Here is a 14,448-nt window from a genome sequence, read left to right as displayed (position 1 = left end):
CAAAAGCATTGAGATGCTCCAAACCGATTTCTGGCAACGGTTACGAACACGGCGCCTGAATGCGCGGCGAGCAGCATCTCGACGCCGATGATGGTTTGTGCGACGCAGCAAACACAGCGGGTGAAACCCTCGTTGAGGAAATCGAGACTCCTGCAATCGCCGATGGCGAACCGCCGGCTTCAGCGTTTCTTCGCGTAGATCTGCTCGAGCGCCAACGTCAGGCGCTCGATGTCGACGGGCTTGGTCAGGTGCGCGAAGAATCCCGCGTCGAGGCTCATGTCGCGATCGCCGGGCTGTCCATAGCCCGTGATGGCAATCAGCTGGGGCGGGTCGATCAGGTCGGCGCGCAGGCGCTTGGCGACCTCGCGGCCGTCCATGCCGGGCAGGCCGATGTCGAGCAGCACCACGTCGGGCCGGTGCGCCTTGACCGCCTCGATCGCGGCGACGCCGTCGTGCTCGATGCGGCATGAATAGCCCAGCGTCTCCAGCAGCAGCGACAGGGTCTCCGCCGCGTCCTGGTTGTCGTCCACCACCAGCACCAGCTTCTGGTTGCCGTCGCGTTCGGCGTGGCCCAGAGTGTCGGGCACGGGTGCGACGGGCAGGCGCACCAGGAACTCGCTGCCTTCGCCTTCGCGGCCGTTGCTGAACACGCTGACATAGCCGCCGTGGAGCGTGGTGAGCTGCTGCACCAGGCTCAGGCCCAGGCCGAGACCGCCCTGCGTTCGCGCCAGTTCCCTTTCGCCCTGCGCGAAGAGTTCGAAGACCCGCTCGAGGTCCTGGCGCGGAATGCCTGGTCCGTCGTCCTGCACGCGGATCTCCGCTTCCGCGCTGTTGTCGCGGTTGGTGTCCAGGCGAATCCAGATGTGCCCGTCGCTGGGCGTGAACTTGCACGCGTTGTGCGCCAGGTTGCTCACGACCTGGATCAGCCGCGCGCGGTCGCCCGTCACCCACAGGTCGGGTCCGTCGATGTTCAGCGCCAGCGTCTGCGACTTCAACGCGATGGCGGGCCGTATGGCCTCCACGCCGTCGACGATGACGTCGCGAAGCCGCACCGGCTTGGCTTCCAGGTGGATGCGCCCGCTGGTGATGCGGCCCACGTCCAGCAGGTCGTCGATGAGCCGCGTGATCTGCTGCAACTGGCGCCCGATGATCTCGCGCGTCCTGACCAGGATGCGCGAGGGCGCCTTCTCGTGCTTGAGCAGCTCCAGCGCGTTGGAGATCGGCGCCAGCGGGTTGCGCAGCTCGTGGCCCAGCATCGCCAGGAAGGTGGTCATGCGCTTGCCCTCGTCCTCCAGCGCCGTGATCCTGCGGCGTTCGGTCAGGTCGCGGGTGACCTTGGCAAAGCCCTTGTGCTGGCCGGTGGCGTCGTAGATGGCCGTGATCACCACGCTGGCCCAGAAGCGCGTGCCGTCCTTTCGCACGCGCCAGCCCTCGTCCTCGAAACGGCCGTCGCGCAGCGCGTTCGCCAGCTCCTGGCCGGGCCATCCGCGCGCGGCAACGTCGGGCGGATAGAAGGTCGAGAAGTGCTGCCCGATGATCTCGTGTGCCTTGTAGCCCTTGTTCTTCTCCGCGCCGAGGTTCCAGCTCACCACGTGCCCGCTGGGGTCGAGCATGAAGATCGCGTAGTCCTTCACACCCTCGACCAGCAGCCGGAACCGCTCCTCGCTGGCGCGCAGCAGCTCTTCCTGCTTTCGCCGGTCGCTGAGGTCGCGAATGATCTTGGAAAACCCGCGCGTGGCTCCGTCGGGGCCCGCCAGCCTGGTGATGACGATGTTGCCCCAGAAGCGCGTGCCGTCCTTGCGCAGGCGCCAGCCCTCGTCCTCGAAACGCCCCACGATGCCGGCCTGCGCGAGCTCGTGGTCGGGCCATCCGCGCGACAGCGCTTCCTGCGGGTAGAAGACCGAGAAATGGCGCCCCAGGATATCGGCGCTGTCGTAGCCGCTCAGCAGCCGGGCGCCATCGTTCCAGCTCACGACGTGGCCGTTCGGGTCCAGGAAGATGATCGCGTAGTCGGTGAGGCTGTCGACCATCCGGCGATAGTCGGTGTCGGTCAGGTTGGCGACGGACAGCCCCGGCGATGCGATGTCTTTCATTGGTCTTCAGGGGCGTGCCAGACCCACGGCTCGAGTGATGTCCCGCGAGTGTGAACTATCGCCTCCTTGTGGCTCGTGGGAGTATTCCTACCCGACGGCCCTCGCCCACCCGTTGCCGGCGGTCGAGCGGCACCGCCGCCCGGCCCGCAGGCTCAGCGGCTTCCCAGCGCGGTGTCTCCGTCCGGGCGTTGCGCGTCCAGCGGCACCGGCTGGCTGCGCGGCGCGTCGATGGCGGCAAGGTCGGCAGCGAACATGAACGACGGCGCCGTGCCGCGCTGCTTGACGTGGTACATCGCGCGGTCCGCCGAGCGAAGCAGCCGCGCCAGCGTGTCGCCGTCGCCCGGACTGCACGCCACGCCCAGGCTCATGCCCACCGACACATCGCGGCCCTCGTAGTCGACCGGCTGCCGGCCGGCCTCGATCATGCGCAGCGCCATCTGGCTCAGCGCGTCGCGCGTCGGCGTGCCCATCACCAGCACCGCGAACTCGTCGCCGCCGAAGCGCGCCACCACGTCGTCCTTGCGCAACTGCTGGCGCAGCCGCTGCGCGATGGCGATCAGGACCGCGTCGCCGGCCGCATGGCCGTGCGCGTCGTTCACGCCCTTGAAGCCGTCCAGGTCCAGCAGCATCAGGGCAAACGGCTGCTGCCGTTGCAGCCATTCCTCGCCGCGGCTCTCGAAGCCGGCGCGGCTGGACGCGCCCGTGAGCGCGTCGGTGCCCAGCGCCTCCACCAGCTGCTGCGTGCGCTCGGTGAGCGCCTGCTCGGAGCGCAGCACCAGCTGCAGGCGCGAGCCCATCGCCACGGCGAACACGATCAGCTCGGCCACCAGCGCGCCCTGCGAAATGTTCATCTGGTTCGGCGCCCACTCGATCCAGCCCCAGCTCGCCACCACGATGGCCCCGACGCCGCCCAGCAGCAGCGCCACGCCGAAGAAGTAGAGCACCGCCGGCCAGTAGCGCCGACGCATCGCGATGAGCGCGCCGATCACCATCACCACGGTGGACGCCATCACCGAGATCTGCACCAGCCGGAAGGTCATCAGCGGGTGCGCGCCCCAGTTGGCGTACGGAATGGCCAGCGCCAGTGCGAGCGTGAAGGCCTGCACCAGCCAGTCCAGCGGCGGCGCGAAATGGCGCAGCCGCAACAGCCGCCGGCCGAACTGCAGCTTGCAGATGGCCCACAGCGCCGGCCCCGCCGTGTACGCGAAGCCGGCCGCCTCCGGCCAGTGTGCGAACGGGTAGCGCAAGGCGTGGCCGTTGATGCTGCCGAGCGCCAGCACGCCGCATGCGCAGGAGAGCATGTAGAAGCCGTACAGCCCTTCGCCGAACACCTTGAACAGCACCAGGCCGTACACCATCAGGCCGATCAGGATGCCGTAGGTCACGCCGTCGAACATGCGCTTGTCCTGCGTCGACTGCAGGTAGTCGGCCGGGTCCCAGACGGTCACGTCGTAGATGCGCGCGAAGGTCGACTCGACCCGGAAGTACGCGGTGTACGTGCCCGGGCCCGGCAGCTGGAAGCGCCACGCCATCTGCTCGGACGCCGCCGGCCGGCTCGCCCACGGATAGCGCATGCCGGTGGTGACCGGCGCGGCCAGCGCGCGGCCGTTCTCGTCGAAGGGGCCGTAGAAACGCAGGTCGTGCGTGGAAACCGTCGGCACCAGCATCAGCCATTCGCGTGCCGCGTCCGCGGCGTCGGTGGGGTCGGCCAGCCGCATCTGCAGCTTGAACCACAGCACCCGGTCGGATTCCTTGCCCCGCAGCGGGTCGTCAGGAAAGGCGAACCGCCCCTGCTGCGAAGGCGCGCGCACCTGCTCGATGCCCAGCGAGCGGGTCTGGTCCTCGAACACCTGCAACTGGTGCACGGCCGGCAGCCCGTTCGGCTGGCGCTGCACGCTCAGCGGCGGGCGCGGGGCGTCGGGCTGCTGCGCGGCGGCGAAGGTCGACAGCAGCAACCCCAGCGCAACGGCCAGCAGCACGCGCAGGTGCGGGAAACGGATGGCGATTCGAAAAGGGTTGGCGCCGCGGGGGCCGCATTGCAGAAGGCGGAACATCATCGGAACGTGCAGAAGCAGGTGACGGATGGCAAGAATGGCGGGGGGGAATGCTGCATTGTCGCCGCGGGCCGTCTTGTGGCCTTTCTGCATCTGGGGCAACGCGAACGTCCCGGGTGCCGCGTCGCCGACGGCCGGCGCGTCCAACACGCAGGGCGGGTTGAACTGGTACGTGCCCGCCATCGCCATCCGCCATCCGCCAACTGCCAACTGCCAACTGCCAACTGCCAACTGCCAACTGGGCTCGGGAACGCCCTGCAGCACGGGCGGCGCAAGCATCCAGAAGAACCTGATCGACCACGGCCTGGGATGGTTCGCCGGCACCGACCCACAGCGGTGGAGCTCGACCCAGGCCAGCCTGACCGAGGGCTGGGCGCACACGAGAACCGAGGGGTCGGTGTCGGCGACGGGCAAGGCGACAGGGCTGCCGGTTCGCTGCGTGGCGTCGGTGAACTGGTAGGGCTGCGCAGCTTCTCGAACCGCGCGTCAATCGCGGTGCGCGTATTCCATTTCGATCTTGAGTTTCGGAAGCCGCGAACGCACATCGCCCAGCGCACGACGCAGCGCGTCTTCTGCGGGCTGGTTCTTCGGCAGCACCTGCGAATCGAGCGCAAAACGCAGCCGCGTCTCGTCGGGCTCTTCCGTGGATGAAACAGCGGGCCCGTTTCCTTCTATCAGCTCGCCGCGTTCGAAAGTCATCAGCACCTGTTTTCCCCCTTGCCGGATGTCGGCGGTGAGCTTGCTGCAGACGGCGTTCAATACGGCGAGCCCGATCTGGCAGAGGTCCGAACCCACCTCCAGATGGCGTTTGCGCGAATGGCAGGCGGCGTGGATCGTGAGAAAGGCCTGCGCTATCGATCGTTCGGGGTGCTCCGCGTCGTGATCGAGCGGCATGCCGCTGTCGTAGCGCACTTCAATTTCCGCACCGTCGATGCGCATCCGGATCCGTGTGCATCGATCGTCGATGGCGTCGTCGACCGCATGGCACAAGGCCTGCATGGCCAGTGTTGCAGCGACGTCGGGGTCGTCGACATTGAAGTACATCTGCGGGCGACAGCGCACTGCTTCGGCGCTTGTCAGGATCCTGATTCCTTCAAATGAATTCGTGTTCAAAGGTGATAGCTCCGGTTGTCCGTGTTCATGAAGGCACCGGCGCGCCAGAAAGCCGCATGGGTGCGCGTGGTCATCTGAAAATTGAAGCAGCCATCAAGCCCGAAGCACCGTGCCAACCTGCGCCGCCGGAAAGACAACGGCAAACGCCGTCGCATCGGCAATCTCCGCGCTCGACACGCCCACTTGCGCGCCATCGGCCAAGCTGTTTGCCAGCACCTGTTCGTCTTGCAGGAGCGCGGGCGAGGGCCGTGTCCCGATCTCGATGCCGACCGCTTCGCCGAGATGGAAGTCTTCGTCCTGCGCAAGCCGCCTCAGCAGGTCGGCATCTTGCAGGTCCATCGAAGGCACCAGCGCGACGACGGCATCGCCCAGGTCTGCGGCATCCAGGAGCCCACGGATGAACGTGCTCAGCGCGGCCTGGTCTTGCGCGACCGGCGAGCAGGCCGGGTGCAGCCCCGGCACATCGAGGCCGCTGTCGCGGGCCTTGCGCACGGCTTCCAGGAAGGCGCTGGCCGAATCGAACACGACGCGCGTATCTCCGTCGTGCGACAGGAAGAGCACGCTTGCGGCCAGCGGCGAACGCGTCAACAGCCGATGGTGGTTGCTGGTGTCCGCATCGAAGTTGGCCTCGAGTATCGCGAGGCCTCTTTCAGACGCCGGGCCTTCGTCGCCCTTGCGCGAGTTGTCGAAGAAGTTCGCCATGTCCCGGGCGCCGCGCCTGTGGTGGTTACGGCCGAGATGCCAGTCGAACGCGCACCGCAGGCCACATGCCGCAAGCCAAGTGCGCGATCATCCCCGTCCATGGAAATGGATTCCTCCCGAACCCCCCGCTGGCGCTGGCTGCCCGCCGAAGGCAGCTGGCGCTACCACCTGCTGCTCGCGGTCATGGGCATCTTCGTGCTGGGTCCGCTGGCCGGCGTGACCGCGGCCTACATGAACTTCTCCATCGGCTTCTTCGTCGGCGGCCAGGTGCTGGCGGGCCTGCTGGGCTCGGCCGTGACCGCGGGCTACGGCGCGGCCGGGCGGCATGGCGCCAACTACATCCAGACGGCCGCCGCCTCGGTGGCCAGCATGAGCGGGCTGGGCGTGCTGCTGCAGGCGCAGGCGTGGCTGGGGCTGCCGCAGCCGCCGGCCTGGCAGATGGCGGTGTACCTCGGCTGCGTCGGCATGTTCGGCGTGGGCGTGGGCATGCTCTACACGCCGATGCTGGTCGACCGCATGCGCCTGGCCTACCCGTCGGGCCTGGCGGTGGCCAACATCCTGCGCGCGCTGACCGACCCCGCGCTGCTGCGCCGCTCGGTGCTGCAGCTCGGCGGCGGCATGGCGCTGGGGGCGGTCGCGGGCCTGGCCTCGGCGCGGCTGGCGGTGCTCGGGGCCATCGGGCTGTCGGCCTCGACCTTTGGCGCGGGGCTCGTCGTGGGGGCGCGCATCGGCGTTCCCGCGGTGACCGGCGCGCTGCTGGGCGTGGTGCTGCAGCCGTACTTCGTTTCCATCGGCTGGCTGCAGGCGGGCGACCCGCCACGCAAGATCATGTTCCTCATTGCGCTCGGCGCCATCATGGGCGCGGCGCTGGTGGACATGGCGCTCATCTTCGCGCGCGCCCTGCCGTGCGGGCAGCGGCTCTCAGCGGTGCACGGCGCGCCCGAGCCGGCCGTCAAGGACTGGCAGCGCGTGAACACCCTGCGCCTGGTGCTGTGGGTGCTCTTCTGGGCGGGCGCCACGGTGGCCTGCGGCCACTGGTTGCTCGGGCAGCCCGTGTTCTTCCTGGCGGTGGCCGTGGCGCTGGTGTTTCTCTTCGCGCTGGTCAACGGCATCTCGGTGGGCGTGAGCGACTCCAACCCGATCTCCTCGGCCTTCGTGGTGACCATCGTCATCCTTGCCGCGTTGGGCCTGCGCGACCCCGGCGTGGGCCTCATGGCCGGCGCGGTGCTGCTGGTGGCGACCGGCGTGGCGTGCGACATGCAGCAGGACCGCTCCACCGGCTGGCGGCTCGGCACCTCGCGCGTGGTGCAGTTCCGCTACCAGGTGCTGGGCGTGGTGGTGGGCGCCGTGCTGGCGGTGGTGTTCGCGCGGCTTTTCATGGCGGCCTACCCCGTGCTGCTGCAAGACCAGACCGTCATGAAGGCCGGCCAGCAGCCCGCCGAATGGAGCTCGGCCATGACCTACAAGTTTCTGGGCGTGCTGCGCAGCCTGACCGACGACCTGCCGTTCCAGCGCACCGCCATCGGCGTGGGCCTTGCGGCCGGCCTGGTCATCGAGAGCCTGCGCAAGTGGCTGCGCCCGCGCGGCTTCGTGCTCGACGCGATCGTGCTGCCTTCGCCCTATGCGCTGTCCTTCGGCGGCTTCATCAACCTGCCGACCGCGCTGTAGTTCGGGGCGGGCGGCGTGGCGGGCAGCTGGTGGTCGGCGCGCGCGCCCGCGCGGCGCGACGCGCCGCAGGACATGAGCAGCGCGTCGCTGTTCGGCGGCGGGCTGATCGCCGGCGACGCGCTGGCGGCGCTGGGCATCGGCATCGTCAGCCTGCTGGCCGTGGTGACGTAGCCCGGGCCGCCGAACACGGCGTTCAGCGCAACCCCGCGCCTTCGTCCTTCGAGAGCTTGGTGAACGACAGCAGCGACAGCAGCGTCATCGCGCCCACCACGCCGAACGCCGGAGAAAAATCTTCCGCCGTCAGCCGGTTCGCGCCGCTGCCGTTCCACCACGCGGCCAGCGTGACCAGCGTGGCGCCCAGCGTCACGCCCAGGCTCAGCGACAGTTGCTGCGCCATGCTGTTCAGCGTGGCCGCATGGCTCATGCGGGGCTTGGGAATCTGCGAGTAGCCCAGCGTCTGCAGCGAGACCATCGCCATCGAGTTGACCAGCCCGCCGAACATCAGCGTGACGAAGATCTGCACATGCGGCGTGCTCGGCCTGAAGTAGCCGCAGCTCAGGTAGAAGAGGCTGGTGAGGCAGGTGGCGCCCACCAGCAGCGGGCGGAACCCGACCGTGCGAATGGCCTTGGCCATGACCGCGCGCGTGGCCAGCGAGCCCAGCGCCGAGGCCATCGTCAGGCTGCCCGACACCAGCGGGGAAAGCCCGAAGCCCAGCTGCAGCATCAGCGGCAGCAGGAAGGGTGAGGCGCCGATGGCAATGCGCAGCGGCGTGCCGCCGACGATCGACGCGCGGTAGGTCGAGAACCGCAGGATGCCCAGGTCGATCAGCGGGTTCGCCTTGCCGCGGCTTCGCAGGTGATACAGCAGCGAGGCCAGCGTGCCGAACCCCGCCATCGCCCAGATGACCGAGGCCGGCAACAGCCCCTTGCCCACCATCTCCAGGCTGCCCAGCAGCGCCGTGAGGCCCAGGGCCAGCAGCACGAAGCCTTCGGTGTCGAAGGGCGCGGGCGAGCTGTCTTCGGGCGTGTCGTTGATGAAGCGCAGCGCGGCCGCGATCGCGATCAGCCCGAACGGAATGTTGACGAGAAAAATCCACCGCCAGGAGGTCAGCGTGACGATGGCCCCGCCGAACAGCGGCCCGGCCAGCCGCCCGAACGCGGGCGGCACCGTGAACCACACCATGGCCGACACCATCTGCGACGCCGGCACGCTGCGCAACAGGATGAGCCGGCCCACCGGCAGCATCATCGCGCCGCCCAGCCCCTGCAGCACGCGGAACCCCACCAGCTGCGGCAGCGTCTGCGCCGCGCCGCACAGCGTGGAGCCCAGCGAGAAGAGCGCCACCGCCACGCAGAACACCCGCTTGGCCCCGAAGCGCTCGGCCAGCCACCCGCTCACGGGCAGGAACACCGCCAGGCTCAGCAGGTACGAGGTGATCGCCAGGTTCAGGTGCAGCACGCTCACGTCGAGCGCGTGCGCAATGGTCGGCAGCGCCGTGGCCATCACCGAGGTGTCGAGGTTCTGAAGGAACAGGGGCGAGGCGACGATGAGCGCAACGATGCGGTGGCGAGGAGGCATGCGCGCATTGTCCGGGAGAGGAATTAGGCGAGGCTCGGTGGCTGTGCGCGCATTTGGCCCCTTCGCGCGAGACAGCGAAGGCGAAGGCGAAGGCGAACGCGAAGGAGAAATGTACGGGCGTGTATCCCGGAGGCCTTGATCAACACGAGGATGCAAACCACGGGGTGCCATGACATATGCCAGATACAACGGCCACATCTACTGGGTGCGCGCATCGACCGGATGCGAAGGCTGCTTTCTGCCGCAATGCCAACAACGAAAAGACCCACCATGTCAGAAGAGATTCACTCCCGCCGCCGCTTCCTCGGCACCACGACCGCCGCGCTTGTCGCAGGGCAAATCGGCCTGCTCACGGGGGCTTCGGCGCAAACGCGCACGCCGTCTTCCGCCGTGCCGGCAACCAAGCCCGGCACCTGCACCTCGTTCGGCCCGCTCAAGCAGATCGACGCCGGTCCGTTGAACGTCGGCTATGCGGAGGCCGGCCCTGCCGACGGGCCGCCGGTGCTGCTGCTGCACGGCTGGCCCTACGACATTCACACCTATGTGGACGTGGCGCCGCTGCTTGCCGCCGCCGGGTATCGCGTGATCGTGCCGTACCTGCGCGGCTACGGAACCACGCGCTTCCTGTCGAAGGACACGCCGCGCAACGCGCAGCAGGCGGCCGTGGCGCTCGACGCCATCGCGCTGATGGACGCACTGAAAATCGACAAGGCGGTGGTCGGCGGCTGCGACTGGGGCGGGCGCACCGCGTGCATCCTGGCCATGCTGTGGCCCGAGCGATGCAAGGCGCTGGTCTCGGTGAGCGGCTACCTGCTGTCGAACCCCAAGGTGGGGCTTCAGCCGTTGCCGCCGGAAGCCGAAGTGCAGTGGTGGTACCAGTTCTACCTGGCCACCGATCGCGGCCGCGCCGGCTACGAAAAGTACCGCGCCGAGTTCGCCAAGCTCATCTGGCAGACCGCGTCGCCCAAGTGGAATTTCGACGAGGCAACCTTCAGGCGCTCCGCCGCCGCGTTCGACAACCCGGACCACGTGGCCATCTCGATCCACAACTACCGCTGGATGCTGCAGCTGGCGGCCGGTGAAGCGAAGTACGACGACATCGAAGCCAAGCTCGCCGGCGCACCGCCCATCTCCGTGCCCACCATCACGATGGAAGGCGACGCCAACGGCGCGCCGCACCTGGCCCCTGCGCAATACGCGGCCAAGTTCAAGGGCAGGTACGAGCACCGCACCGTGCCGGGCGGCATCGGCCACAACCTGCCGCAGGAAGCCCCGCAGGCCTTCGCGCAGGCCATCATCGATGTGGACCACTTCCAGGGCATTCGCGCAATGACGCCGGGCGCTGCATGGCGGGAGACGCCATGAGCCCGGCGTGGCCGTGCCCGCAAATGCCGGCGTAAAAAAGCCCAGGAACTGCGCCAGTTCCTGGGCTGCCTGTTCGCGCGCGATCGGCGCGATCGGCGCGATCAGTGTGATCGATCAGTCGTCGGTGTCGGCGTCCGCTTCGTCGTCTTCGTCCTCGGCTTCTTCTTCGGCCGGGCGAATCGTCACGAAATTCGAAGCGTCTTCCACGAAGACCATCGACTTTCCATCGGGAGACATCCCGCGCACCTCGGTCTGTTGGCCTTCGCCGTTCTGGTAGTCGACCGAGACCAGCGCAAAGCAGGCCAGGGGTTCTTCCATCTCACCGTCGTCGCCGCCGTCGTACACGGCCATCCAGCCATCGGCGGGCATGATCTGCAGGATCTTCACTTCTTCCATCGGGTCGTTCCAGGGTCAAAAAATCGAGCTGGGCAGCATATCCGATGCAAGCGCGCGCAGAGACCGCCGGGAACGCGCGAACCGTGCCGAAACTTCTCGCCGAAGTTCGGTCAGGCGGGCACTCAAACCCTCGCCAGGCTCAACCGTCTTCGGCTCGCCCAAAGGCTGACGAGCGCGTCGAGTTCCGTTGCATAGAGCCGGTCGGGCCGCTCGGCCCCTTCGTCGAGCAGGACCAGTGTCCCGAGCGAAGCCTGCCAGCAATTCTCGGCGAGGTGCTTGAAGTGGCCGAGGCAGACGTAGCCGAACGGCGCGGACAAAGAGAAATCGCATCGCCTCAGCAGCATGCCGTCACTGCGTGCGCCTTCCACGTCTTTCGTCGAGACGAGCACGTGCACACCATCGTCCTGGATGATGTTCTGCCTTGGCAGGATGGCCAAGAGCTGGGACGGGCGGTTGGAATGTGAATCGGGCATGACTGTCCATGTATCGGCAGCCGATGGCGAAAGTTGAAGGACAGTGATCTCCGGATCAGGGAAATCACCCGCCCGGCCGCTCGCTGGCGGGCACTATCGTCGGCCGGCCGTGCGCTTGCGTGCGTCGGCGCCATCGGCAAATTCAACTTGCAAGAACGGAGGGAACCATGACGGAATCACCGAAGGTGAAGGGACCTGCCTCGTACTTTCCTTCCATCGAGAAGACGTACGCCAAGCCGATCGCGCACTGGATGGAAATTCTCCAGGGCGCCGATTGCCGCAAGCACATGGCGCTCGTCAGCAAGCTCAAGACCGAGCACCGGATGGGCCACGGGCACGCGAATGCCCTGGTCGCGGTGTTCCTGGCCAAGGCATAGCAGGCGCGCCAGGCCGCACGCGCCTGGCACCGGCCCGCGCCGTCGGTGCCCGACCGCGTGAAAGCCGTGTCGCCCAGGCTGGTCGTGATCCCGCGCCACCCGACGCGCGGGCGTGTTCGTCGCCGGTGGGCCTGCCGAAGCGATTCCGTGAAGGTTTTATGACAAACGTCATTCGTGGCGCCGCTCACCCGTCTGCATAACACCCCCCGGAAACAACGGACCCCCATGACGACACTCATAGGCATCGAGCCCCACATGGCGATGTTCATTCGCCCCGAGCGCCTGGTAGACAGCGCCTGGATCGGACATGCGCCTTTCGCCGCCTGGTTGACGGCCGTGGCGCGGCCGAACCGGTTCGTCGAGCTTGGAACGCACCGCGGCATGTCCTACGCCGCCTTCTGCCAGACGGTGCGCGCGGAGCAACTCCCCACGCAGTGCCATGCGATAGACACCTGGCAAGGCGACGCGCACGCGGGCGCCTATGGCGAGGACGTGTACCGCGACCTCTCGGGCTTCAACGCGCGTCACTTCGCGGGCTTCTCGCAGTTGATGCGCACCGGCTTCGACGAGGCGGTCTCGTCGTTCGCGGACGGTTCGATCGACCTGCTGCACATCGACGGCCTGCACACCTACGAGGCCGTCAGACACGATTTCGAGACGTGGCTGCCCAAGCTGTCCGACCGCGCCATCGTGTTGTTCCACGACACGGCGGTCCGCGAGCGGGGCTTCGGGGTCTGGCGCTACTGGCGCGAGATTTCCCCGCGCCATCCGCACTTCGAGTTCGATCATGCGTCGGGCCTGGGCGTGCTGCAGGTCGGCACGCAGGTGGCGGCGGGTGTGCGCCAGCTGCTGGACCTGGCGCATGACGCCGAAGGCGCACGGCGTGCCAAGGCGGTCTTCAGCGGCCTGGGCGATGCGGTCGTGCAGCGGCACGAACTCGAGAGCGCGCGCCGTTCGGCCGTTCATGGCGCGGCGACGTCCATGGAGCTGCAGGCCCGTGCGCTGGCCGTGGCGAACCAGGCGCTCGCGCACCGGCTCGCGCAGTCCGAGACGATGGTGCGGCAACTGGCCGGATCGTTCTCATGGCGCGTGACCCGGCCGCTCAGGGCGGTGCGCGGCATGTTCAATTGAAGGGGGCCTGCCGCCATGTGGCTTTCGTGCCGCGCGCGGGTATTGAACACCTTGGTTGCAACGCGGCCGTCACACGGCGGTGACAGCATGCAAGTTTCCCGAATGGCGCGCATTCCTTGCCGACTCGAACCTTCACCTTGCCATGGCACCCGCAGCGTTGCGGCAGCCATGCCGATGTTCGCGGCAGCACGGCGCGCCGGGGTTGAGCCGCGTGCCTGCGCGTATCGTCGGCGTGACATGCCGCAGGGCGGTGCTCTGCGGGCTGGTGCTCTTCCGGCTTGCGGGTGCAGCCTGCGCGGCTGACGCGCCCGCGCCGCCGCTGCACGACGGCGAGCCGCCGGTGGACCTCGCGCCCCAAGCCGCCGACCGGCCGCTCGACTTCGACATCCCGGCCCAGCCGCTGGGCGATGCGCTCAAGCGCTATGCCGCGCTCACCCGCCAGCCCGCGCTTTTTCGCAGCGAGATTCTGGGCGAGCTGACATCGAGCGCCGTGCGCGGCCTGTATTCGCCCGACGCCGCCCTTCGGCTGCTGCTGGACGGCACCGGCCTGGTCGCGGAGAAGGTCCACACGGGTTCCGGCGTCACGCTGTCGCTGAAGGCGGCCGGCGCTGCCGCGACCGCTCCGCGCGCATCCGGCCTCGGAAGCCTGGACGGCTACCCGGGCCTGGTGCAGGCGCAGGTCTGGGAAGCGCTGTGCGACAACGCCCGCACGCGGCCGGGAACGTATCGCTCGCTGTTGCGCTTCGAGGTGGATGCCACGGGCCAGCTCCGGCGGCCGCGCCTGCTCGGCTCCACCGGCGACGCCGCCAGGGATGCGGCGATGGTGGAGACCCTGCAGCGCGTGCACCTCGCGCAATCGCCGCCGCCGGACCTGCCGCAGCCCTTGACGCTGCTGGTCCTGCCCACGGATTCGCGCGGTGGAACGCGCTGCCGCGGCGCGGCCGCCAGCGAAGCGTCGTGAGCATGGCCGAAGACACGCGCCCCGTCCTGATGGACTACCTGTCCAGGCACTACGACGCCCTCAAGCGCCAGCTGGGGCGGGCGTTGCGCAACACGGACCTGGCGGAGGACGCGCTGCACGACACCTGGCTGCGCGTGAACGACCAGGGCAAGAACGAAGAGGCAAGGACCGAAGACGGCCCGATCCGCAAGCCCGGCGGCTACCTCGTGCGCATGGCCTTCAATATTGCGCTGGACATCCAGCGGCGCCAGAGCCGGAACCTGCCCTTCGACGAAGTCGACGCGCTGATGGAGCTCGCCGACACGGCGCCCGGCCCCGCGCGGACGGTCGAGGCGCGTTCGCAGCTCGATGCGGTGGTCCGGTTGCTGGACCGCATGCCCGCGCGGCGGCGCGAGGTCGTCGTGCTGGTGCACATGGAGGGGCTCACGCAACCCGAGGCGGCCAGGCGCCTGGGCGTTTCGTTGCGAACCGTCGAATACGAACTGAAGAGCGCGCACGACTACCTGAGCGCCAGGATGAGCCATGACGAATAAATT

At 68.3% G+C, this 14,448-nt stretch carries 15 protein-coding genes; 8 read left to right on the top strand and 7 right to left on the bottom strand.

The genetic code is table 11. From position 1 onward, the window contains the following. Positions 1 to 179: 179 nt before the first annotated feature. Together BM004_RS37220 and BM004_RS37215 are read right to left on the bottom strand one after the other, a co-directional pair. Positions 180 to 2,093 carry a PAS domain-containing hybrid sensor histidine kinase/response regulator gene (locus BM004_RS37220; RefSeq protein WP_093221478.1) on the bottom strand — a complete coding sequence of 638 codons (1,914 nt, stop codon included), beginning with the start codon at positions 2,091 to 2,093 and terminating at the stop codon, positions 180 to 182. Between the two features lie 152 nt (positions 2,094 to 2,245). After that, positions 2,246 to 4,150, bottom strand: coding sequence for a diguanylate cyclase (locus BM004_RS37215; RefSeq protein WP_256220243.1), 1,905 nt, complete (start codon positions 4,148 to 4,150; stop codon positions 2,246 to 2,248). 73 nt (positions 4,151 to 4,223) lie between these two features. Between BM004_RS37215 and BM004_RS37210 the strand changes: the two genes are divergently transcribed. Next, on the top strand, positions 4,224 to 4,607 hold the full coding sequence (locus tag BM004_RS37210) for a hypothetical protein (protein ID WP_093221476.1): 384 nt from the start codon (positions 4,224 to 4,226) through the stop codon (positions 4,605 to 4,607). A gap of 26 nt (positions 4,608 to 4,633) precedes the next feature. Here the strand turns inward: BM004_RS37210 and BM004_RS37205 are convergent, their stop codons facing one another. Both BM004_RS37205 and BM004_RS37200 read right to left on the bottom strand, forming a co-directional pair. After that, the gene (locus BM004_RS37205) at positions 4,634 to 5,260 is read right to left on the bottom strand and encodes an ATP-binding protein (RefSeq protein ID WP_143072639.1); all 627 of its coding nucleotides are present in this window, start codon (positions 5,258 to 5,260) and stop codon (positions 4,634 to 4,636) included. 93 nt (positions 5,261 to 5,353) lie between these two features. Next, the gene (locus tag BM004_RS37200) at positions 5,354 to 5,962 is read right to left on the bottom strand and encodes a hypothetical protein (protein ID WP_093221471.1); all 609 of its coding nucleotides are present in this window, start codon (positions 5,960 to 5,962) and stop codon (positions 5,354 to 5,356) included. A 105-nt stretch (positions 5,963 to 6,067) separates the two neighbouring features. Here BM004_RS37200 and BM004_RS37195 point away from each other — a divergent pair, with 105 nt between their 5' ends. Further along, positions 6,068 to 7,630 carry an OPT/YSL family transporter gene (locus BM004_RS37195; RefSeq protein WP_371271215.1) on the top strand — a complete coding sequence of 521 codons (1,563 nt, stop codon included), beginning with the start codon at positions 6,068 to 6,070 and terminating at the stop codon, positions 7,628 to 7,630. Between the two features lie 15 nt (positions 7,631 to 7,645). Further along, complete coding sequence (locus BM004_RS42560) at positions 7,646 to 7,801, top strand: hypothetical protein (RefSeq protein WP_371271214.1); 156 nt, start codon at positions 7,646 to 7,648, stop codon at positions 7,799 to 7,801. 22 nt (positions 7,802 to 7,823) lie between these two features. Here the strand turns inward: BM004_RS42560 and BM004_RS37190 are convergent, their stop codons facing one another. Further along, positions 7,824 to 9,209 carry an MFS transporter gene (locus BM004_RS37190; RefSeq protein ID WP_093221468.1) on the bottom strand — a complete coding sequence of 462 codons (1,386 nt, stop codon included), beginning with the start codon at positions 9,207 to 9,209 and terminating at the stop codon, positions 7,824 to 7,826. Between the two features lie 270 nt (positions 9,210 to 9,479). Here BM004_RS37190 and BM004_RS37185 point away from each other — a divergent pair, with 270 nt between their 5' ends. Beyond that, positions 9,480 to 10,574, top strand: a complete 1,095-nt coding sequence (locus tag BM004_RS37185) for an alpha/beta fold hydrolase (RefSeq protein WP_093221466.1) — start codon at positions 9,480 to 9,482, stop codon at positions 10,572 to 10,574. Positions 10,575 to 10,688: 114 nt separating this feature from the next. Here BM004_RS37185 and BM004_RS37180 read toward each other — a convergent pair whose 3' ends face one another. Together BM004_RS37180 and BM004_RS37175 are read right to left on the bottom strand one after the other, a co-directional pair. Next, positions 10,689 to 10,970, bottom strand: a complete 282-nt coding sequence (locus tag BM004_RS37180) for a hypothetical protein (RefSeq protein WP_093221463.1) — start codon at positions 10,968 to 10,970, stop codon at positions 10,689 to 10,691. Positions 10,971 to 11,092: 122 nt separating this feature from the next. Then, positions 11,093 to 11,443: a hypothetical protein gene (locus BM004_RS37175; protein ID WP_093221461.1), complete on the bottom strand. Its 351-nt coding sequence runs from the start codon at positions 11,441 to 11,443 to the stop codon at positions 11,093 to 11,095. A 167-nt stretch (positions 11,444 to 11,610) separates the two neighbouring features. Between BM004_RS37175 and BM004_RS37170 the strand changes: the two genes are divergently transcribed. The 4 genes from BM004_RS37170 (at position 11,611) to BM004_RS37155 (ending at position 14,445) form a co-directional block, all read left to right on the top strand. Then, positions 11,611 to 11,820: a DUF4287 domain-containing protein gene (locus BM004_RS37170; RefSeq protein WP_093221458.1), complete on the top strand. Its 210-nt coding sequence runs from the start codon at positions 11,611 to 11,613 to the stop codon at positions 11,818 to 11,820. Between the two features lie 225 nt (positions 11,821 to 12,045). Beyond that, on the top strand, positions 12,046 to 12,951 hold the full coding sequence (locus BM004_RS41850; RefSeq protein WP_218152776.1) for a class I SAM-dependent methyltransferase: 906 nt from the start codon (positions 12,046 to 12,048) through the stop codon (positions 12,949 to 12,951). A gap of 211 nt (positions 12,952 to 13,162) precedes the next feature. Continuing rightward, positions 13,163 to 13,912 carry a hypothetical protein gene (locus BM004_RS37160; protein WP_143072638.1) on the top strand — a complete coding sequence of 250 codons (750 nt, stop codon included), beginning with the start codon at positions 13,163 to 13,165 and terminating at the stop codon, positions 13,910 to 13,912. Positions 13,913 to 13,914: 2 nt separating this feature from the next. Further along, positions 13,915 to 14,445 (top strand): RNA polymerase sigma factor, encoded by a 531-nt coding sequence (locus BM004_RS37155; RefSeq protein WP_093221451.1) that lies wholly within the window; start codon positions 13,915 to 13,917, stop codon positions 14,443 to 14,445. Positions 14,446 to 14,448: the final 3 nt, after the last annotated feature.

Source organism: Variovorax sp. OK212 (assembly GCF_900112425.1).
In the GTDB taxonomy this organism is placed as follows: domain Bacteria; phylum Pseudomonadota; class Gammaproteobacteria; order Burkholderiales; family Burkholderiaceae_C; genus Variovorax.
Note: the sequence above shows the minus strand (reverse complement) of the source record. Positions and strands in the feature narration are given on the sequence as shown.

Excerpts from the sequence above, each read along its gene's own strand:
- BM004_RS37190 (WP_093221468.1), bottom strand. The coding sequence starts at position 9,209 with ATGCCTCCTCGCCACCGCATCGTTGCGCTCATCGTCGCCTCGCCCCTG.
- BM004_RS37175 (WP_093221461.1), bottom strand. The coding sequence starts at position 11,443 with ATGCCCGATTCACATTCCAACCGCCCGTCCCAGCTCTTGGCCATCCTG.
- BM004_RS41850 (WP_218152776.1), top strand. The coding sequence starts at position 12,046 with ATGACGACACTCATAGGCATCGAGCCCCACATGGCGATGTTCATTCGC.
- BM004_RS37200 (WP_093221471.1), bottom strand. The coding sequence starts at position 5,962 with ATGGCGAACTTCTTCGACAACTCGCGCAAGGGCGACGAAGGCCCGGCG.
- BM004_RS37195 (WP_371271215.1), top strand. The coding sequence starts at position 6,068 with ATGGATTCCTCCCGAACCCCCCGCTGGCGCTGGCTGCCCGCCGAAGGC.
- BM004_RS37185 (WP_093221466.1), top strand. The coding sequence starts at position 9,480 with ATGTCAGAAGAGATTCACTCCCGCCGCCGCTTCCTCGGCACCACGACC.
- BM004_RS37155 (WP_093221451.1), top strand. The coding sequence starts at position 13,915 with ATGGCCGAAGACACGCGCCCCGTCCTGATGGACTACCTGTCCAGGCAC.
- BM004_RS37215 (WP_256220243.1), bottom strand. The coding sequence starts at position 4,150 with ATGATGTTCCGCCTTCTGCAATGCGGCCCCCGCGGCGCCAACCCTTTT.
- BM004_RS37220 (WP_093221478.1), bottom strand. The coding sequence starts at position 2,093 with ATGAAAGACATCGCATCGCCGGGGCTGTCCGTCGCCAACCTGACCGAC.
- BM004_RS37170 (WP_093221458.1), top strand. The coding sequence starts at position 11,611 with ATGACGGAATCACCGAAGGTGAAGGGACCTGCCTCGTACTTTCCTTCC.
- BM004_RS37180 (WP_093221463.1), bottom strand. The coding sequence starts at position 10,970 with ATGGAAGAAGTGAAGATCCTGCAGATCATGCCCGCCGATGGCTGGATG.